Origin of the sequence: Agrobacterium sp. ICMP 6402, from assembly GCF_009498615.1 — a bacterium.
Taxonomy (GTDB): domain Bacteria; phylum Pseudomonadota; class Alphaproteobacteria; order Rhizobiales; family Rhizobiaceae; genus Agrobacterium; species Agrobacterium burrii.
In genome coordinates this window covers 470841-490262 of record NZ_QSNV01000001.1, presented here as the reverse complement: position 1 = coordinate 490262, position 19422 = coordinate 470841, and the positions used below count along the sequence as shown (strand labels likewise).

22 protein-coding genes are annotated in these 19422 nt (G+C 61.5%); 6 read left to right on the top strand and 16 right to left on the bottom strand.

What is annotated here, in order from left to right; translation table 11 throughout:
* Positions 1-88: 88 nt before the first annotated feature.
* The 8 genes from DXT96_RS02500 to DXT96_RS02465 all read right to left on the bottom strand — a co-directional run bounded on the left by DXT96_RS02500 (position 89) and on the right by DXT96_RS02465 (position 7316).
* Complete coding sequence (locus DXT96_RS02500; protein WP_153513417.1) at positions 89-1357, bottom strand: phage major capsid protein; 1269 nt, start codon at positions 1355-1357, stop codon at positions 89-91.
* Positions 1358-1394: 37 nt separating this feature from the next.
* Complete coding sequence (locus tag DXT96_RS02495; RefSeq protein WP_153513416.1) at positions 1395-1985, bottom strand: HK97 family phage prohead protease; 591 nt, start codon at positions 1983-1985, stop codon at positions 1395-1397.
* Positions 1986-2031: 46 nt separating this feature from the next.
* Complete coding sequence (locus tag DXT96_RS02490; protein ID WP_149898890.1) at positions 2032-2352, bottom strand: DUF6107 family protein; 321 nt, start codon at positions 2350-2352, stop codon at positions 2032-2034.
* 196 nt (positions 2353-2548) lie between these two features.
* Entirely contained in the window at positions 2549-3715 is a 1167-nt protein-coding gene (locus tag DXT96_RS02485) for a phage portal protein (protein WP_153513415.1), read from the bottom strand.
* Between the two features lie 262 nt (positions 3716-3977).
* A complete protein-coding gene (locus DXT96_RS02480) occupies positions 3978-4301 on the bottom strand; it encodes a Dabb family protein (protein WP_153513414.1) in 324 nt (107 codons plus the stop codon).
* A 42-nt stretch (positions 4302-4343) separates the two neighbouring features.
* Positions 4344-4982, bottom strand: coding sequence for a hypothetical protein (locus DXT96_RS02475; RefSeq protein ID WP_153513413.1), 639 nt, complete (start codon positions 4980-4982; stop codon positions 4344-4346).
* 550 nt (positions 4983-5532) lie between these two features.
* Complete coding sequence (locus tag DXT96_RS02470; RefSeq protein ID WP_153513412.1) at positions 5533-6792, bottom strand: DNA-packaging protein; 1260 nt, start codon at positions 6790-6792, stop codon at positions 5533-5535.
* Positions 6789-7316, bottom strand: coding sequence for a hypothetical protein (locus tag DXT96_RS02465; protein WP_153513411.1), 528 nt, complete (start codon positions 7314-7316; stop codon positions 6789-6791). Before DXT96_RS02465 ends, DXT96_RS02470 begins: the two co-directional genes overlap by 4 nt.
* 233 nt (positions 7317-7549) lie before the next feature.
* Here DXT96_RS02465 and DXT96_RS02460 point away from each other — a divergent pair, with 233 nt between their 5' ends.
* On the top strand, positions 7550-9190 hold the full coding sequence (locus DXT96_RS02460; RefSeq protein WP_194287593.1) for an alpha/beta-hydrolase family protein: 1641 nt from the start codon (positions 7550-7552) through the stop codon (positions 9188-9190).
* 28 nt (positions 9191-9218) lie between these two features.
* On the opposite strand, the gene DXT96_RS02455 is transcribed toward DXT96_RS02460, so the two are convergent.
* Positions 9219-10058 carry an SDR family oxidoreductase gene (locus DXT96_RS02455; RefSeq protein ID WP_153513409.1) on the bottom strand — a complete coding sequence of 280 codons (840 nt, stop codon included), beginning with the start codon at positions 10056-10058 and terminating at the stop codon, positions 9219-9221.
* Positions 10059-10201: 143 nt separating this feature from the next.
* On the opposite strand from DXT96_RS02455, the gene DXT96_RS02450 reads away from it, so the two are divergent.
* Entirely contained in the window at positions 10202-10570 is a 369-nt protein-coding gene (locus DXT96_RS02450) for a helix-turn-helix domain-containing protein (protein ID WP_153513408.1), read from the top strand.
* A 130-nt stretch (positions 10571-10700) separates the two neighbouring features.
* On the opposite strand, the gene DXT96_RS02445 is transcribed toward DXT96_RS02450, so the two are convergent.
* Positions 10701-11132: an Lrp/AsnC family transcriptional regulator gene (locus DXT96_RS02445; protein WP_153513407.1), complete on the bottom strand. Its 432-nt coding sequence runs from the start codon at positions 11130-11132 to the stop codon at positions 10701-10703.
* Between the two features lie 147 nt (positions 11133-11279).
* On the opposite strand from DXT96_RS02445, the gene DXT96_RS02440 reads away from it, so the two are divergent.
* Positions 11280-12380 carry a saccharopine dehydrogenase family protein gene (locus tag DXT96_RS02440; RefSeq protein ID WP_153513406.1) on the top strand — a complete coding sequence of 367 codons (1101 nt, stop codon included), beginning with the start codon at positions 11280-11282 and terminating at the stop codon, positions 12378-12380.
* A 205-nt stretch (positions 12381-12585) separates the two neighbouring features.
* Here the strand turns inward: DXT96_RS02440 and DXT96_RS02435 are convergent, their stop codons facing one another.
* Positions 12586-14046 (bottom strand): YdiU family protein, encoded by a 1461-nt coding sequence (locus DXT96_RS02435; RefSeq protein ID WP_371418808.1) that lies wholly within the window; start codon positions 14044-14046, stop codon positions 12586-12588.
* Positions 14047-14223: 177 nt separating this feature from the next.
* Here DXT96_RS02435 and DXT96_RS02430 point away from each other — a divergent pair, with 177 nt between their 5' ends.
* Both DXT96_RS02430 and DXT96_RS02425 read left to right on the top strand, forming a co-directional pair.
* Positions 14224-15942 carry a glycoside hydrolase family 32 protein gene (locus tag DXT96_RS02430; protein WP_149899026.1) on the top strand — a complete coding sequence of 573 codons (1719 nt, stop codon included), beginning with the start codon at positions 14224-14226 and terminating at the stop codon, positions 15940-15942.
* A gap of 73 nt (positions 15943-16015) precedes the next feature.
* A complete protein-coding gene (locus DXT96_RS02425; protein WP_149898881.1) occupies positions 16016-16189 on the top strand; it encodes a hypothetical protein in 174 nt (57 codons plus the stop codon).
* A 27-nt stretch (positions 16190-16216) separates the two neighbouring features.
* Here the strand turns inward: DXT96_RS02425 and DXT96_RS02420 are convergent, their stop codons facing one another.
* On the bottom strand, positions 16217-17605 hold the full coding sequence (locus tag DXT96_RS02420) for an MFS transporter (RefSeq protein ID WP_194287592.1): 1389 nt from the start codon (positions 17603-17605) through the stop codon (positions 16217-16219).
* A gap of 176 nt (positions 17606-17781) precedes the next feature.
* On the opposite strand from DXT96_RS02420, the gene DXT96_RS02415 reads away from it, so the two are divergent.
* Positions 17782-18030, top strand: coding sequence for a hypothetical protein (locus DXT96_RS02415; RefSeq protein ID WP_153513403.1), 249 nt, complete (start codon positions 17782-17784; stop codon positions 18028-18030).
* A gap of 17 nt (positions 18031-18047) precedes the next feature.
* Here DXT96_RS02415 and DXT96_RS27115 read toward each other — a convergent pair whose 3' ends face one another.
* The 4 genes from DXT96_RS27115 to DXT96_RS02395 all read right to left on the bottom strand — a co-directional run bounded on the left by DXT96_RS27115 (position 18048) and on the right by DXT96_RS02395 (position 19353).
* Positions 18048-18389: a type II toxin-antitoxin system RelE/ParE family toxin gene (locus tag DXT96_RS27115; RefSeq protein ID WP_371418769.1), complete on the bottom strand. Its 342-nt coding sequence runs from the start codon at positions 18387-18389 to the stop codon at positions 18048-18050.
* On the bottom strand, positions 18379-18648 hold the full coding sequence (locus DXT96_RS02405) for a type II toxin-antitoxin system ParD family antitoxin (protein ID WP_153513402.1): 270 nt from the start codon (positions 18646-18648) through the stop codon (positions 18379-18381). Before DXT96_RS02405 ends, DXT96_RS27115 begins: the two co-directional genes overlap by 11 nt.
* A gap of 79 nt (positions 18649-18727) precedes the next feature.
* Positions 18728-19087, bottom strand: coding sequence for a type II toxin-antitoxin system PemK/MazF family toxin (locus DXT96_RS02400; protein ID WP_153513401.1), 360 nt, complete (start codon positions 19085-19087; stop codon positions 18728-18730).
* Positions 19087-19353: an AbrB/MazE/SpoVT family DNA-binding domain-containing protein gene (locus tag DXT96_RS02395; protein WP_149898875.1), complete on the bottom strand. Its 267-nt coding sequence runs from the start codon at positions 19351-19353 to the stop codon at positions 19087-19089. The genes DXT96_RS02400 and DXT96_RS02395 overlap by 1 nt, the downstream gene beginning before the upstream one ends.
* Between the last annotated feature and the right edge of the window lie 69 nt (positions 19354-19422).

The window sequence follows — 19422 nt, the reverse complement described above, 5'->3', positions numbered from 1 at the left end:
GGTCAATCGCTGGCGTTGCCCCCTCATCCGACCCTTTGGGCCACCTTCTCCCCGTGCGGGGAGAAGAAACGAGCGGCAAACTCGAGGTTCAATTCACCCCGAATTTCACCAGCTTGATCGCCTCGAAATTCTGTACGCCGCCGCCCACACGTTTGGTGGTGTAGAACAACACGTAGGGTTTGGCCGAATAGGGATCGCGCAGGATGCGCACGCCGGTGCGGTCGACGACGAGATAACCGGAGCGGAAATCTCCGAAAGCGATGGCGAAGCTGTTCGCCGCGACATTCGGCATGTCTTCCGCCTCCGTCACCGGAAAGCCCATCAGCGAGGCGGGCTGGCCGGCGGCGGCGGGCGGATGCCAGAGATAGGCGCCGGTCGTATCCTTGAAACGGCGCAGCGCCGCTTGCGTCTTGCGGTTCAGAAGGAAAGTACCGTTCTGGCGGTGGCCGGCCTTCAGGCCATAAACGGCATCCAGAAGCACGTCCATCGGCCCGGCGGAGGCGAAGCCGGCCGAAACGCCTGTCGCGACATAACCGATATTGCCCCAGCTCCAGCTGTCATTGGCAATGGCCGTATAGGAGAGGAAACCCTTCGGTTTGTTGACGCCGTCTCCGACGATGAAAGCGGCAGCCTCCTGTTCGGCAAAGGCGATATCCACCTCTGATGCGATCCATGCCTCGACATCAACCGCCGCATCATCCAGTAGGCCCTGGGTGGCGGCCGGCATGGCATAGAGTTCCATGGTCGGGAAAGAAAGCTCAGACAGCTTCGGTGTCGCCGTTTCGGGGCGGGCTGCGGTTTCGGCGACCCAGCCGGTGGCAAGACCGCCCGCAGAGAAGGGTTTCTTCAGCACGGCCGTGGACACCTGCCGCACGGTGGCCAGCGCCCGGATCGGCGAAATCGCCGTCATGCGCCGGCCAATCTCGCCATCCGTCTCGGTCGGCAGGAGAAAGCCGCCATCCGTGCCGCTCGATCCCGCAAAGGCCTTGGCCTCCAGATCGCGCAGCGCACCCTCCTCACCCCGGCGAATATAAGCCTCGAAGACAGCCTTATGTTCTTCGGCATCATGCGAGAGCGCATCCTTGCGGCCAAGCGCAGGCCGCGCCTTTTTGAGCGCCAGATCGTCCATGATCCTCCTGTTATCGTCGAGCGCCCTGTCGATACGGTCCAGCTTGTCGCGGGTCACGACATCCGCGCCCATCTTGCGTTCGATGTCATTGAGCCGTTGATCATTGGTATCGCGAAAAGCCTCGAAAGCCTCCATGAACTCGTCGAAGGCCGCCGTCATCGTGTCGGGCACGGCCTTTACCTGCGGCGCAACCGTCATTGCGGCCGGTTTGGTCATCTGGTCTGTCATGTCGCCATCCTTGTTGTCGGAAGTAGTTGTCGGAAAGTCAGCGTTTGAAGGCGGTGCCGAACAGCGAGCGCGCCGCGCGGCGCATGGTGCGCACCAGTTCGGTTTCGCGGTCGCGGAAGAAGCGGGCGTGTTTGACATCCGAGACGCGCGCGGACGGCAGCATCGGAAAGGTCACGACCGAGATTTCCCAGAGATCAGCCTCAAGAATGCGCCGCACGCCGGAACGCCCCGCCTTGCCGGAACGCGCTTCCTTGCCCGAGCGGACGGTTCGAAAACCGATCGACAGCCCGTCCAGCGCGCCGGTCTTCATCAGCGAATGCACCTCGCGGGAGCGCGCGACGCCGGGGGCCAGAACGCCCTCGACATAAAGCCCGCGCTCGTCCTCGCGGATGGTGCGCCAGGCGCCGATCGGCTCAGCCGGATCGTGCTGGTAGAGCATACGGATGCCGGCCGCTCCCCGTTCCTCGATGGAGCGGCGGAAAGCGCCGCGCTCGATCACGTCGTGGCCGAGATCGACCTCGCCGAAGACGCTGGCATAACCGGAAAACGTGCCGTCGCCGGCGATGCCGCGCAGTTCCAGACTGGCGAATTTGCGCGTGGCGGGACGCGGCCCGCGATAGGCGTGCATGGGGAACTCCTGCGATGTGGCAATGAAGCCGCCTTGCGGCGCGGGCTCAGCGGCGCGGGCGTGTGCCGTAGTGGCTGGCCACGCGCACCATCACGCCCAGCCCCCACCAGGCCATCATGCTGGCTGCGGCGGAGCCCGCCACCATGATTTCCCGGCCGGAAAGCGCGCCGGCAATATCGAGCTGCTGCACGATCCACAGGCCGATCGGCCCGCCGAAGATCATGCCGCAGGACACCCCGGTGATGAAACGGCTCGCGGCTTCACGTTTGCTTTTCGGCAGCAGATAGACAAGCGACACGCCGGCACCCGCAACGGCGCCGGTGATGCGGGCGGCCCAGATGCCGGCCTCATTGGCGAATTCAGACATGGGTAATCATTCCGCTCTAGGATGTTGCAATCGGGCGAACGCACCGCGTCGCCCGCAGGCGCTGTTTGCGCGCCTGCGATGGGTGATTTCTCGAGTCTTCGGAGAAGCTTCGGCGGAAAGCCTCACAAAGAGAATCCGCCACTTCAGAAAATGGTTCGGCAGGCAAGGTTCAGCGTCGATCCACCCTTCGGCGCGATCAGTAACCGACGGCTTCGCGTTTTTCCTCGTCGCTCAGAAACGACGCCGCGCCGATGCGCGTCCAAAGCCCATCCCGCTCACCGGCAAGCCCGGCGATCTTGTCGAGATCCGGTTCCAGACGCAGACCGGAACCGAAGACCGGCGCGAGCCAGCCGCACAACCTTGCCGCCGTGCGGTTGACGAGCGGCAGCACGGTGAGGCGATAAAAGGCGCGGTTCGCCTCCTGGTAATTGGCATAGGTATTGTCGCCGGGAATGCCGATCAGCATCGGCGGCACGCCGAGCGCCAGCGCGATATCGCGCGCCGCGCCGTTGCGGGCTTCCAGAAAATCCATGTCGCGCGGCGAAAGGCCCATGGCCTTCCAGTCCAGCCCGCCTTCCAGAAGCAGCGGGCGGCCGGCATTCATCGCGCCCTGATACCCCTCCTCCAGCTCGCGCTTCAGCCGTTCATATTGCTCGGTGGAAAGATTACCACCCTCCTTCGGCTGGTAGACCAGCGCACCCGAAGGCCGGGCGGAATTGTCGAGCAGGCGCTTGTTCCAGTGGCTTGCGGCATTGTGCAGATCAAGCGCGGCACCGGCAGAAGCCAGCGGCGCAAAACCCGCCCGGTCATCCAGCGGATGGAAAAGTTTCAGATGCAGCAGCCCCAGCCCGTCGCGCTCGGCGGCGATGCGGCGCGACGCGCGACCTTCGGCGCGGTAGTCATAAGCCACCGGCCAGCCATCCGCGCCTTCGACGATGCTCACCCGATCCGGCCGCAGCAGATGCAGTTCGCGCAACCGCCCGCCGACTGTCAGCGGTTCGACATAGGCATTTCCGGCCAGCATCAGGTGACCATACAGCGCCTCGAAAAAATCCGGCCCGCCCATATGCGCGCCCGGCTTTGTCAGGAGCGCCAGCAGCGGATGATCGCCGATTTCCTCGTCGCCATCATAAAGCAGCCAGTTCACCGATGCGGCCGCTTCCGCCACCATGCGGGCGGCGCGGTGGGCAACCGGGTTTTTCATGAAACCTTCGCGGGCAAGTGCGGCATAGGACCGACCGGACCAGAAGGCCTGCCCGCCCTGCGTCGCCACAGCCATGAAGCCGCCCGCCGTCATTTTGCTTTCGGGCACGGCTTTGCCATCCGCCGGGCGCAGCCACGGCAGGGAAAATGGAAATCGCATGGAGTTGTCCTTGTTTTGATACCGCGTGGCGTCGCATCCGGGATAAGAGCGTCCCAGGTTCACCTGCAGGAAAGGGGCGCTCCGCGTTCCTCAGATTGTTGATAAATCCTGAAGGCTCTCTTCCGTCATGCTCGGGCCTGTCCCGAGCATCTGCAACGTCTTGATTCTACGAGACGTGATTGGATCCTTGGGACAAGCCCAAGGATGACGTCGGGTGTTAGAGAGCAAGTGCCATCACGCTGACTTCGGCGAAATGAGATGTTTACCGGATGGGTGCCTTCACCGCCGTATCGCTATTGAAATCGGCGGCGACGCGGGTCTCGCGCAGCGGCTTCACCGTGCGAGTGGAAAGATCATAGGCGGGGTCGGCCTTGTAAGCCGCCAGCGCCGCCTCGTTTTCAAACTCGCCGTAAACGATGAAATCGACCGAGTTGCCCCATTGGTCCTTCTTCACGTTCTCACCGATTTCCAGCGTCAGCGAATGCGGTATCGCGGTGAGGCCGGAAAGCCCCTTGCGCACGGCGTCGCGGTTTTCCTCGGGAACGGTGAAAAAAACGATATGGCGGATCACGGTGTCACCTGTCATGCAAAATTAGGATGCGGCTTTCGGCCCGCGCATAACGGGTTATCATCTGGCCCGCGCCGGTTCAATCCGCGCCGCAACGAGGGCGCGATGAAATGCGCGTGCTTGGCCAGCCACAAGCCGCGCCCGGTCGCTGCCATTGATGATGGCGCGTGCACCCTCCCAGTCTTCCCGCTGCGCGCCGAAGAAATCGGCAAGCCGGCGGCCGGTGAAGCTGCCGGCGATCATGCCGTGGATCAGGATGGCTGTCGCCACCTCCGTTTCCATGGCTCTTTCGGGCCGTTCCACCAGGTCTATGCCCGTCAGGGCCGACATGGCCTCGTAGTTGCGGCGATGCGTCAGCTGCACGAAGCCTCGCCCCAGCCAGCTTTTTCCATCCGCGTCACATTGCCAGTAGGGTTTGCGCACCATCGGCAGGCGGCCGGCGGTAAAGGCGCTATCCAGCCGCGCAATCGCCTCCGCATCGCTTGCCGCCAGGGTCTCGCGCACCGGCTGCATGGTGGCAGCCGTTTCGTGAAAGCTGGTCGCCAGCATATAGGCCAGCCAGCGTGCATCGCTTTGCGGCACGGCCTTTGCACATCCGTCAAGTATCGTCTTCGTCCCCGCAAGTTGCGCGGCACGCAGGCGGCCGCCAAAGATCGAAACGCGCACCGACGCGAAGAATCGCGCCTCGTCATAGGCCATAGCCGGCTCCTGAAAATGAGAGGCGATACGACGCCCGGTTTTTCCACATGACGGCCATCAGGACTAAATCGATTTGAAAAAACCTTAATCGATTTTAATCCGCAGGCCGCGGTTTTGGGGTAAAAAATTCCTTGAATTCCGGAGCCTTGGCGCGCTAACTCCACTCACCGCGCAATCCAGCCGCGTTAACAATTCAAGGAGGAATGCCACCATGACAGCGACAATCCCCCAGACCGTTTATGACCGTCTCGAAAACGAGTGGCGCCAGATGCGCGAAACCGGCTCCCAGCCGAAACCGGCGCAATCTCCGAAGAAGTAAGACTTGCCCGACGCCCGGATAGGGGCGGATACGGCGCCGAAAATTTCTTCTCCCCGCCGGGGAGAAGATGGCCCGAAGGGTCAGATGAGGGGGCAACCTCTCCGAATATCTCTACCGTCGCCCCCTCCTCCCGCTGCCGCGACCTTCTCCCCCTCGGGGAGAAGAAACAAGCGGTGAGAGCTCGCGCGAATGCCAACCCGCTCTCATTCGCGGGGCTGAAAATCGCCCGGCTCACATCCCCCGCACTCTCGGCTCATTCACCACCATCGTCGTCAGCGCCGTTATCGCCCAGACAAGTGCGTCCAGCCGGTCGGGCGAGCGACCGGATGACAGGCCGTCCGGCCCGAAATCCGTCATCTGGTCTTCGAGCTTCTCAAACCGCGCGGCGTGGCGCACCCTATCCTGCTCGTAAAGTGCGGCGACCGGCTCGGCGCGGGTGAATTTTCCTCGGCTGGCCCGCACCAGAGTAAGCGGCAGGTCGGCGTCCACGCTTTGCAGCATCGCCCGAACCATCTCCCCGCCCTGATTGACCTCGGCCACCACCCGGTCAGCCTCGTGGCGGCGGAAGGCGGCGACCACGGCGCGTGCCCAGCCGGCCGGCGTTTCACCTTCCACCGAACAATCCGCAAGCACGGCGAGTTTACCCGACATGCCAAGCCCCGCAACGACGATGCCGCAACAGGAATTTTCGCCAGCGCCGGCAGGCGGATCGACCGCCACCACGATCCGCGAGAGCGGCTCATGCGTCACCTCGACAATTGCTTCTAGATCGGCGCGTTTCCACAATGCGCCCTCGCGCTCGTCGATCAGCTCGCCGCCGATTTCCTGACGCCCGAGCCGCGTACCGCCATAACGGTCCTGCATGGCCTTCAGGAAACCGGGCGACAGGTTCTGCGCATTCATGGCGGTCGGCATTCGCGCAACCCGGGTCGAAGGATCGGCCAGCAGCGCCTTCAACAGCGGAATGGGCCGCGGCGTCGTGGTCACCAGTTGCCGCGGTGCTTCGCCCAGACGCAGGCCGAATTGCAGCATGTCCCAGGTTTCCTGCGGATATTTCCATTTTCCCAGCTCATCCGCCCAGGCCATGTGGAATTGCGGGCCGCGCAGGCTTTCGGGGTCTTCCGAGGAGAACACCTGTGCCATCGCACCATTCGGCCAGAGGAGCCTGCGACGCGTGACTTCGAAAGCGGGGCGGCGACGGCGGGCGATGCGGCAGATGCCGGAAATGCCGTCAATCATCACTTCGCGGGCGTCACCCAGCGTTTCCGCCACCAGCGCAATGCGCAAATCCGATTGTTTGCCGGCGGAAGCAATCCTGTGGACCCACTCGGCCCCGGCGCGGGTCTTGCCGGAACCGCGCCCGCCGATCAAAAGCCATGTCCGCCAGTCGCCCTCTGGCGGTTGCTGCGGCAGGTTGCCGAGAAAACGCCAGTCGCGCGAAAGGGCGAAGACCTGCTCCTGCAGGCGGGGATTGGATGAAGGCTGCGTCATGTATCAGCGTCCGCCGATGCGCCGGCGGCCAGATCGGCCTCCAGCCTCGCACGGCATTTCTGTTCGGCCAGTTCGTCGATGCGTTTGAGGAAATGCGCCACTGCCGCTTCATAAGCCTCGGCACCGGTTTCGTCCTCAGCGGAAAGAGCTTCCCTCTCTTCCGCCAGCACGCGTTGCAGGGCGTCAATCCGTTCCAGCGTGCGCACGATCAGCGAAAGCTGATCCGTCGCAGCCTTCACATCAGCACGCGCCTGCTTGCCCGAAGCATCCTCCACCGTCGACAGAAATGCCGCTTCGCTCGCCTGTCGCAGGTTTCGGTACAGGCAAAACTGCTCGCGCATCTCCACCGTGAGTTCGTTCAGCAGCTGCCGCAGGTTGCCGTTGCGCGCCGCATCTTCGGCGGCCAGCCTGTCGGCCCGCGACTTCGTCTCGGGTGCGGCTTCCGGCGTGTCCTCATCCGCGGAGGCAGGCGCATCCGGCCAGACGCCGTAAAGCGTCGGGTCGCAATTTTGAGACATCGTCATGGGATTGGCCTGCGAGAAATGAGGTGAAGGGTAAAAACCCTCCGTCAGCCGCAAATCTCCGACTGTAGCCAAACACTACCAAACCACCGTCACGCTGTAAAGGATTATTTTCCTATTTTAATGATTTTTATCCTGCCAACAGAATTTGCACCCTCGCCCGCCGCATATTACACTCCGCGCCAGGCAGTGAGCAGAAGGGGCAAGTCAAGTTGGTGAAACAATGGGTTGGGCGGTTGTTTGCGGGTCTTTCGGCAACCGGCATCGTCTTCGGCACGGTCCTGTTCTGCGCTTCGCTCACACCCTCGCTTCTGCCGCGCACATGGCTGATGCAGGGTGTGCTGTGCGGGTTTTCCTTTGCCATCGGTTATCTGATCGGCGTTGCCCTGCACGCCGTCTGGGCCTATCTGGAACTGCCCGAACCCTCGCGACATAACGTGCGCGGCATTCGTTTTCTCATCGCGCTGGCCGCCGCCATCACGGCCATTGCGTTTTTGTGGCAGGCGAAGGACTGGCAGAATTCCATCCGCGTGCTGATGGAACTCGATCCGCTGCCCAGCGCCCATCCCACCAAGACCGGCGGTATCGCGGTGCTGGTCGCCGCCGTGCTCATTGGCGCGGGTCGGCTTTTCCAGCTTATCCGGCGGTTCTTTGCCGCGCGCAGCCGGCATTTCCTGCCGCGCCGGCTCGCCAATGTTCTCGGCATTGCCGCTGCCATCGTGCTGTCATGGATGCTGCTCAATGGCCTGATCTTCGATATCGGCCTGAAATTTGCCGATTCTTCGCTGAAACAGGTGGATGCGCTGATCGAGCCTGACGTGCCGCGCCCGTCCGATCCGCTCAAGACCGGCAGCAGCGCGTCGCTGATGACATGGGAATCGCTCGGCCGCCGCGGACGGGAATTCGTGGCAGGCGGGCCTGAAGCGCAGGAAATCACCGCCTTCACCCATCGTCCGGCCAGCGAACCGCTCCGGGTCTATGCCGGCCTGAATTCGGCCGCGACACCCGAAGCAAGAGCCAAACTGGCGCTGGAGGAACTGAAGCGGGTCGGCGGTTTCGAGCGCAAGGTGCTGCTGGTCGTCATCCCCACCGGCACCGGCTGGATCGACCCGGAAGCGCTGGATACGGTCGAATATCTGCATGATGGCGACATCGCCAGCGTCGCCGTGCAATATTCCTATCTTTCCAGCTGGATCGCGCTGCTGACCGAGCCTGACTATGGCGTGGAAACGGCGCGGGCGCTGTTTCAGGCCGTCTACGCCTATTGGACCACCCTGCCCAAGGAAACCCGGCCGAAGCTTTATCTGCATGGGTTGAGCCTCGGTTCGCTCAATTCGCAGAAATCCTCCGATCTTTACGATGTGCTCTCCGATCCCTTCCAGGGCGCGCTGTGGAGCGGCCCGCCGTTCTCCAGCCCCACGTGGCGCATGGCCACCAATGGGCGGGTTGAGGGCACGCCGGAATGGCTGCCGCGTTTCCGCGATTCCTCCGTCATCCGTTTTGCCAACCAATATACCACCGCCCATATGCCTGATGCGAAATGGGGGCCGATGCGGATCGTTTATCTGCAATATGCGAGCGATCCGATCACCTTCTTCGAAACCGCTTCGCTCTATCGGCGTCCAGAGTGGATGGCACATCACGGGCCGGATGTTTCCACGTCCTTCCGCTGGTTTCCGGTCGTGACGCTGCTGCAGCTCGGCCTCGATGTCGCCTCCGCCACCACGGCGCCGATCGGTTACGGCCATGTCTATGCGCCGGAACATTATATCGATGCATGGACGGAGGTGACCCAACCGGAGGGCTGGAGCGCCGAGGAGATCCAGCGGCTGAAGATGTTTTTCAAGGCCCGCCGCGGCTCAACCGATCCGGCGTGAGCGCGGCAGGCGTTATTGTTTGCCGACGTCAGCCCTTCAGCGCGTCCAGATGGTCGGCCACATAGGTTTCCAGCGAGCGCGGCGCATGGCCGGTCAATGTTTCGACGTCACCGGTCACCACCGCCGTCCAGCCTTCGCGCACGGGATAAAAGATCGATGCGAGGAAAGAGGCGTAGTCCTTCGGCACACCCGCACCGGTGAGGATGCCGATGAAGACCTCATCCGAGACGGCAGCATACGAGACCGGCTTGCCGATCGCCTGTGAAATCACCGCGCAGGCCTCGCCGTAACCGAAGGCCTTCGGGCCGGTCAGGTTGAAGGCCTTGCCATTAAAGGCGTCAGAGGTCAGCGCGGCAGCCGCACTGTCGGCGATATCGCGCACGTCGATGAAGCTCGATTTGCCCTCGCCGGCCGGCACGGCAATCTCGCCATGTTCAATGCCGGCCTTCCAGTAGCTGTGAAAATTATCGGCAAACCAGTTGGGGCGCAGGATGACGTAAGGCGTACCCGACGCAATGATCTTCAGTTCGATCTGGCGATAGGGAATGGAATCGTCAGCATCGACGCCGAGGACGCTGAGGAAGACGATCTTCACCTTGCGACGAGCGGCCTCCTCGACAACAGGCGTCAACGCGTCGATGGCATCCAGACGCCCGCCCGCCAGGATCAGGAACAGCCGGTCCACGCCGTCGAATGCATCGGCGTAAGTCGAGGCATCGGTATAATCGAAGCGCACCCCTTCCGCGCCGTCCGCCGCCTTGCCGCTGCGCGAGGCAGCCTTCACGCTTTCACCCTTTGCCACGAGTGCCTTGACCAGCGGCGTGCCGATGGTGCCGGTGGAACCGATTACGAGTATCTTGCCTGTCATCTTAAATATCCTTAGTATCTAATGGAAACCATGTTTCGGAAATACAGGTACTGCGTTTGCGAAATCATGAAAAGAGAGCACTTTTCGGTTATCTGGTTTCCTTGTGGAAACCGGCATGGCCTTGAAACAACAGGGTGAAATCGATGGCGAAGATCTATGACGTTTATGAGGACCGCTGCCCGACACGTATGGTGCTGGACAGGATCGCCGACAAATGGGCGCTGTTGATCCTCGACAAGCTGCGGCGGGACCCCGTGCGCTTCAACCTGCTGCGGCGCGAGATCAAGGGCATATCGCAAAAGGTCCTGTCGCAGACGCTGAAGAAGCTCGAGCGCGATGGGCTGATTTCCCGGCAGGCCTTCCCAACGGTTCCGGTCACGGTCGAATATTCGCTGACGCCGCTGGGGCGGACGCTGACCGACACGGTGGCGGCGCTCGCCCATTGGGCCGAGGGTAATATCGATGCGGTGATGGCGGCGCAGCGGGCTTATGACGAGAAGGCTGCGGCCTAGATGGTTTTTGCCCTCGCGTAGCGACAAAAGCATGGGAGCGACAAGCTCCTTTGCTGCTTCGTTTTGTAGACCACCGCTTCCCTCATGCCGGAGTGAGCATGCGTAACTTCCGCGTCTCGCCCAAAATCCCCTACCGCGAAATCCGCGTCGAAAGAATGATCGACGACAGCGTGCGCTCCACACCGTCAAGCGCGCCTATGCCGTCGATCAAACGGTCGAGATCGAGGATCGAAGGGGCGGCCAGAATCGCAATCAGGTCAAATGTGCCGCTCACCGAATGCAGCGTCGTCACCTCCTTGATGGCGGCAAGTGCGGCCGTCACGCCGGGCAGCGCCTTGGGTGCGATGGTAATCAGCACATGGGCGCGCACCAGCCCGGAAAGATAGCTTTCCGAAAGCCGCAGGCCATAACCGGCGATCACGCCGTCAGCCTCCAGTCGCCCGATGCGCGCCTGCACGGTGGTGCGGGAAAGGCCGAGTTTGCGCGCCAGTTCCGCCACCGGCATGCGCGCATTTTCGGAAAGCAGGGCCAGCAGCGCCCGGTCCTTGTCGGCGATCGTCATAGTGATCAATCCTGTCGTCTAACTGCTCAATAATAGACCGCTATCTGCACATAGTGAAGCTGCGAATCGTCAATAAAAGCTGGCATTCTGTCTTTGAGGCGCATTCGTTGCGCAAAGGCATGCGAATTTACTGCGGGGAACAAAAACATGAAAAACATTGTCGTCATCGGCGCGGGCAATATCGGTTCAGCCATCGCCTGGATGCTGGCCGCAACAGGCGATTATCGCATCACGGTTGCCGATCGCTCGGCCGACCAGCTGGCCAACGTGCCGGCGCATGAGCGCGTCGATACCGAGATCGTCGACATCACCGACCGTCCAGCCATGGAGGCACTGCTGAAGGGCAAATTCGCCGTGCTTTCCGCCGCCCCCTTCCACCTGACGGCGGGTATTGCAGAGGCGGCTGTCGCCGTCGGCACCCACTATCTAGATCTCACCGAAGACGTCGAATCCACGCGCAAGGTCAAGGCCTTGGCGGAAACGGCTGAAACCGCACTCATTCCGCAATGCGGCCTCGCGCCCGGCTTTATTTCCATCGTCGCTGCCGATCTCGCCGCCCGCTTCGACAAGCTGGACAGCGTGCGCATGCGCGTCGGCGCGCTGCCGCAATATCCGTCCAACGCGCTCAACTACAACCTCACCTGGAGCACGGACGGGCTGATCAACGAATATATCGAGCCCTGCGAAGCCATCGTCGAAGGCCGCCTGACCGCCGTTCCGGCGCTGGAAGAGCGTGAGGAATTTTCGCTCGACGGCGTTACCTATGAGGCCTTCAACACCTCGGGCGGCCTCGGCACGCTCTGCGCCACGCTGGAAGGCAAGGTGCGGACGATGAATTACCGTACCATCCGTTATCCCGGCCATGTGGCGATCATGAAGGCGCTTCTGAACGACCTCAACCTGCGCAACCGCCGCGATGTGCTGAAGGACCTGTTCGAAAACGCCCTGCCCGGCACCATGCAGGATGTAGTCATCGTCTTCGTCACCGTCTGCGGCACGCGCAATGGCCGCTTCCTGCAGGAAACCTATGCCAACAAGGTCTATGCCGGCCCGGTTTCCGGCCGGATGATGAGCGCCATCCAGATCACCACCGCCGCCGGCATCTGCACCGTTCTCGACCTTCTGGCCGAAGGTGCCTTGCCGCAGAAGGGTTTTGTGCGGCAGGAAGAAGTGGCGCTGCCGAAATTCCTCGAAAACCGGTTTGGGCGGTATTACGGCTCGCATGAGCCGCTCGCCCGGGTGGGGTGAAGAGCTAATATTTTATAGGGCGCAGCGTTGCCGCTGGTTTCTTCTCCCCGCCGGGGAGAAGGTGGCCCGAAGGGTCGGATGAGGGGGCGCGGTTGCCGGATTTTGGCGACCGTGCCCCCTCAACCCGCTGCCGCGACCTTCTCCCCGGCGGGGAGAAGGCGAAAGACGCACACGCTCGCTCCGACATTGCGGAATGGCGCAAAGATTAAGTCCCGCAAAACGTCCGAAACACCCGCTCATGGCTCATCGGCGGCTGCATATAGACAAAATTGTCCGGCCGCTCCTCGAAGGGCGTCGCAATTGCCGTCAGCATGGCGTGGAACGGTTCGAAATCATCGTCCTCCACCGCCGCCTCGATCAATTCCTCGATGCGGTGGTTGCGCGGGATGACGGCCGGATTGACTGATAACATTGCCCGGGACCGGTCGGCATCGGAAATATCTTCGCGACCGGCGCGTTCCCGCCAGCGGGCCAGAAATTCATCCGCCCCGGCAATATCGATGAACATGCCGCGAAACGGTTCGGCATCGCCATTTGCGGCGTGGGAAAGACGCCGGAAGGTCAAAGTATAATCCGCTTCCGATGCCTGCATCAGTCCCAGAAGCGCCTGTACGAGATCGATATCGCCCTCTTCCTCCAGCGTCAGGCCGAGTTTTTCGCGCATGCCGGCCAGCCAGCGCTTGGGAAAGGCGGCGGCGAAATCGGCCAGCACGGCGTTGGCGCGTTCGGCGGCCTTCTCCACCTCAGGGTCAAGAAGCGGCAACAGGCATTCCGCCAGCCGGGCAATGTTCCATTGGGCGATGCCCGGCTGGTTGTTGTAGGCGTAACGGCCCTGCGCATCGATGGAGGAAAACACCTTGTTGGGATGATATTCGTCGAGGAAGGCGCAGGGGCCGAAATCGATGGTTTCGCCAGAGACGGCCATATTGTCGGTGTTCATCACGCCATGGATGAAGCCCACCATCATCCAGCGGGCGATGAGGTCGCATTGCCTTTCAGCGATGCCGCGCAACAAAGCGAGGTAAGGATTGTCAGCGGTTTTCGCCTCTGGATAGTGGCGATCGATCACGTAATCCGCGAGGTTCCTGATCGCCTCGTCATCCTCGCGCGCGGCGAAGAACTGGAAAGTGCCGACGCGGATATGGCTTGCCGCGACGCGGGTGAAGACGCCGCCCGGCAGACCTACCTCGCGCTGCACCCTTTCGCCGCTGAGGACCGCCGCCAGGGCCCGCGTGGCGGGAATGCCAAGCGCATACATGGCTTCCGAGACGATATATTCCCGCAGCACCGGGCCGAGGGCGGCGCGGCCGTCTCCCCTGCGCGAAAACGGCGTCGGGCCGGAGCCTTTCAACTGGATATCCCGCCTTTTGCCGTTTTTGTCGATCACTTCGCCGAGAAGAATGGCGCGGCCATCACCCAGCTGCGGCACGAAGCCGCCGAACTGATGGCCGGCATAGGCCATTGCCAGCGGCTCTGCCCCCTGCGGCACGACATTGCCGGAAAAGATCGCCGCCAGCCTTTCATCGTCAAGGCCGGAAACATCCAGAAGGAGTTCGTCTGCAAGCTTGCGATTAAAGGCGATGAGGCGCGGCGCCTTCACCGGCGTCGGCAGCACGGCGGCGCTGAACCGTTCCGGCAGGCGGGCATAGGAATTGTCGAATCTGATCACGGATAAACTCCCTGCTTTTGCCTTTATATGGGGCGGCAAGACCGCAGATGCGAGTGATAAATGCCGTCACACCGTGCCTATAGCGCCACTCATTGTATTTTGCGCAATGAACTTTCCAGCGCCATCATCGTTCCTATGCTTGACCCGCAGAATGCCGAAATGAAAGGAACAGCAATGAGCGTCGTTGAAACCGTGACGGAAGTATCGGAAAGCGCCATCCGCACCATTCACACCGATCTGCCCGTCAACGCCACCTTCCATGTCTGGCTGAAGGCGAAAAAACCGGCCGAACCGGGTGCTGTGTCCTTCTCCAACCAAAATGGAAAATTCGCTGAGGTTTCAAGCGTCAACACCGAAGAGTTCGGTTTTCGAATCTATCAGGTGTTCGGCGGCGGCCATGTGGAACTCAGCTACGACACCGTGACGACAGCCGTTTCCGTCATCTACTGGTTTACTGCTTCCGATGTGCTGGAAACCGGCATCACCGTCGTCCACAGCAAACCTGATAATGCCGCCCCCGAGTTGCCGGGCAGCTATCATTTCCGCCCGCCCTTTGGCTGGATGAACGATCCGAACGGTTTTGGCCGCTTCGAAGGCCGGCCACATCTGTTTTACCAGCATTATTCGCACGGGCTGCGCTGGAACACCATGCATTGGGGCCATGCCGTCTCATCGGATTATCTGCGCTGGCGGCATCTGCCGATCTTCCTGTTCCCCTCCGAGGATCTGACGACGCGGCCGGACAAGCGCGGCGGGGCTTATTCCGGCTCAACCATTCCACTGGTCGAAGGCACCGGCATCCGGGTATTCTTCACCGAACAGGTACAGGACCGCATTCCCGAGCAGCAGATCCAGCTCACCGCCACCTCCTCCGATCTCATCATGGCCGGGCAGGCAGAGGTTATTCTGGGCCACCGCCCGGACGGACAGGGGCTGACGCCGGATTTCCGCGACCCTTACGTCTTTCGCGGCCCCGATGGATTGTGGAAAATGCTGCTCGGCAGCCAGAGCGATGGCGGTGGCGTCATTCTGCTTTACGAGACGCTGGACCCCACCGCCGCATCCGGCTGGACCTATGTCGGCAAGCTGTGGGTGGAAACGCGCTACAAGACCACGGCGATCGAATGCCCCTGCCTTTTGCCGCTCGACGGCCCGGCCAATGCCCGCTCCACCCGCTGGGTGCTGATCTACGGGCTGATGCATTCGGAAGACCCGGAGACAGGCCGCAAGAACCTGACCATGGCCGATGTCGGCTGGTTTGACGGCAAGGCCTTCACCAAGGAATCCGGTCAGGAACTGGATTTCGGCACCGACAATTACGCCTTTCAGGCGTTTCTGGATGGTGACAGCATTATCGGTATCGGCTGGCTCGCCAATTGGGCGGATGCCAGTCCCGAAATCGATTTCCCCACCTCCATGACGCTGCCGCGCCGGATTCACTATGCCAATGGCGAGCTTCTGACCCCGCCCATCGGCGCTGCGGAAAGCCTGCGCAGCCATATTCTCGACCGCACGCGGCTGGCGGCGGGCGAACGTGTCACATTCATCAACGGCGCAGTGGAAATTCTAATCGAGTTCGCCTCGCCCGGCGCGCCATTCGAGCTGGCGCTCGATCATCCGACGGTCACGCTTGGTCTCGTTTCCGATGAAACGGGCTTGTGGATCCGCCACGAGGACGGTCGCGATGGTCCTTCGCCGCATTATATCGCCAAGGGGGCACGGGCCTCACGTATCCGTATTTTTCTGGATTACGGCTCCATCGAAGTCTTTGCCAACCGTGGCCGCTATGTGGGGACAAAACGCATTGAGGGTTTCGAACCCGTGCGTTCGGCGCTGCTGAAAGCGGCCCCCGGCGCGGTGGTGCACGCGACCAGCTGGGCGCTCAAACCCTGAGGAACCTTTTGGCGGACATGGCGGTTGATAGACCAGCAAAAGCCGAGCCTAACCCGCAAAAAGGAGCAACGGCATGACCAAAATCCGCGATACCCGCGATCCCATCCTGTTTCCGACCGAAGCCAATGAAAACAAGGCCGAGAAAAAACGCGCCGGCAAGGGCATCATCATCATTATCGGCGCGATCGCGATCATGTCCTTCGTCGTTTATCTGGCGGCGATCACCATCGCCGCCACGCAGTCTTAACCCCTCGCCTTGGCCGGAAACCGGTGCTCAGCCCCGTGCGCTTCGCAGCCCGCGGGCGGTCAGGAGCGCAATCAGCGACACCGCCGCACCCAGCCCGTAAAGATAGACCATCGGCATCATCACATCCGCACGCTCGATCTGCGCAACGAGATCGGTGGCGGCAGCGACGGTGCCGCTTGCACCCGCGCCGGCCGCCGCACCCAGCGTCGCGACCGTGGGAAGCAATGCGCCGGTCATCTTGCGCTCTTCCTCCGGTGCTGCCTCCATGGCGGCCTGACTGATGCCGGCCCAGGACATGCCGAAGGCAGACCCGATCAGGATTTGCCCGAGTAACATTTCGCCCCAGTTTCCGTTTGCCAGCCCCAGCCCCAGCAGGGCGCAGCCCGGCACCATCTGGTAAGGGCCGTAATGCAGGCAAAACTCCCTGAGACGAGCCGACCGCAAGCTGCCGATCAGCATCGCCACGAAGCTCCAGGCAAGCGGCATCGTCACCACAATGAAGCCGGCGAAGGTTGGCTCATAGTGCCAGAGATTGATGGCGACATAAGCGAGATAGACGCTGCCCAGCGCATGGGCATAGGACATCAGAAACAACACCCAGAAACCGGCGCCGAGCACCGTTTTCAGCTGGAAAGAATCCTTAGGGAACAGGCCGAAGGACGGCCGGACGCCCATTCGCAACGACGCCCACAACAGCGCAGCTCCTGCCAGCAGGGAGATCGCCCGCAGGCTCGCATCCTCAAAGGCGGAAGGCGCGGAGAAGGCCAATGCGCCGACAAGGCAGAGAACCAGAGGCACCATCGGTTTGCGCGTCGCTGCCACCGGTCGCTCGGCCGAAACGGCAACGGTCGTGTAGACCAGCAGAAGCACGATCAACGGCGCAGACAGCAGGAAGGTAGCGCGCCAGGACATGTGTTCGGTGGCGAAACCACCCGTCAGCGGGCCGATGAAGGAAGCGACCGCCCAGATCGCCGCCTCGATGGCAAAGACCTTCGGCAACAGGCCGGAGCGGAAACCGGCAGGTATGAGGCTGTAGCACACCGCCACGATCAGCCCATCGGCCAGCCCCTGCAACGCCCGGCCGACGACAACCCATAAAAAATCCCCGGCGATTGCCGAGAGGACCGAACCGAAGGAAAAGATCAGGCAGCACAGAAGCAAAACGGCGCGTGCGCCAAAACGCTCGCGAAACAGCACGGCGGTAACGCCACCCGCCACGGAACCAACGAAATAGAGACTATAGGCCCAGCTATAATAGGCAGCCCCGCCAATTTCGTTGACGGCAACGGGCAAGGCCGTCACCACCGCGAACTGGTTGAAGGCATGCAGGCCTATACCGGAGGAAATGACGGTCAGAAGCGAGAGGTTCGCCCCGCTCAGTAATTCGCCCCAGCCGTTTTTCTCCGTCATTTCCATACTCGTCAAAGCCGTATCCTTTCCGTTTTTGCGATACGGCGGACAAACTAGAACCTCAAGCACCATTGAGGTCAAGACGGCTTTTTCACGTAATCTGGTTTGAAGGAATTGGCTGGCGGCAGGAACCCTGCGCCCGCCCGGCCGTTTGCTGAAGAACCGACAGAAAGGATATCGTCATGGACCGCAAGAAAATCATGCCGCTCAACGAAGACGCCATGGACGAGGATCTGCTCGACCTCGACGTCGATGCGCTTCCCGCCAAGGGCGAAATTCCGCAATCCATCGAACAGGAAATCGAGGAGGAAGAGGCCGAGAGCGAGGATGACCCCTATCAGGAAAGAGACGAGGCCCTTCCCGACGACGCGGAAGAGCGGGTGATCAACCGCAATCCCTCGCGGGAAGGCGGGGCTTTCGACGAGGTTTAATCAGGGCTGCCGGAGCCTTATACAACGCGCTGCAGCATATGGCGCTGATGGTCCTGCCCGCCGAAGAAGACGGCAAGAATACGCACGGTCTTTTCGCCCTCATCGACATCGAAATAAAAAACTGCCTGATTTTTCGTTACCCGGCGAAGGCCGGGTAGCAATTCTGGTGTTAGCGTTCCCTGAAACGGCGCTTTGTGAAGAGCGTCCATATCCGCCTCAATCGATCCCACCCGTCGTGCAGCCCGCGTGAATGCGGCCGGCAAAGCATCGCCAAGATCGAGATAGGACTGGACGAGATGGTCGAGAATGAGGCCGAGGTCCTTGTCCGTCTGTGTCGAACGCAGAACCCTAAAGGCCACAGCCGGCCTTTTTGGCCGCGATCATGGCCGCGGTTCTGTCCTTGCCCTCTCCGACCGATACAAAGTCGCCCTGCCTGCGTTCGACAAGCAAGTCGCGAAGCGCGGCGAGCTCCGCGTCCTTCAGTTCGGTTTCCTGCCGAAGCAGTTCCAGCCCGCGCTGTACCACGGCGCTGAGGCTGGCATAACGCCCCTCCTCCAACAGCCGGCGGGCGAAGCTATCCTGCTGATCGGAAATGGATACGGATGCCTTGACGGACATTGCGGCACTCCTTTTGCAGCTCAAATGATGCTACTCAGTAGCACATTTTACGCACTTCCACCAGCGGCCCGAAGGTTGATCATGCAGGATCGATCATGCTGATAATACGCCCGGCTATTTCATCGATCGTCGCATCATCAAGGGTTTCGATGTATTTCGCTTTCTTCTGGGCAACACGGGCGACGATGTCCATGCTTCTCACCTGATTGCAAAGCGCGACACCGGTTGTTCTGTGGCCCGATATGTTCACGGCAAGCCCTGCTTTGCGCGTGAACATCCCGCCGGTGGTTACGGGAACGACGAGACATAGGCCGACCGCATTGATTTCCCTCGGCGTGATGATGACGCAGCGGTGTTCGTCCTTGATTTCACTGCCAATAACCGGGTTCAGGTCGACCAGATAGACGTCGCCGCGTTTCGGAACCTGGCTGCGGACCATCAAAGCGCTTCTTTGCCGACTGGCGGCGCTTCATCCCACTGCTGTGCCTTTGCATTCAGCGCGGCGACTTCATCAGCACCCTCCAACAACTCGGCGAGTGTGAAGCGCTTCTTTTCCGGCCGTAGAGGGCTTGCTACCAGAGCACCGTTATCAACCTCAAGGGTCAATTGCTCACCGATTTCCAGCCCCAGCATTTTCAAAAGAGCGGGCGGGATGGTCATCACCGCCGCCCCGCCCTGACGTCTTATTCTCGTGGTTACGGTCATCCGCCTGCACTCCGATTTTGTGCAACATATGTAGCACATTTTTACCTTTGCGCAAACGGAAGCCGCCTT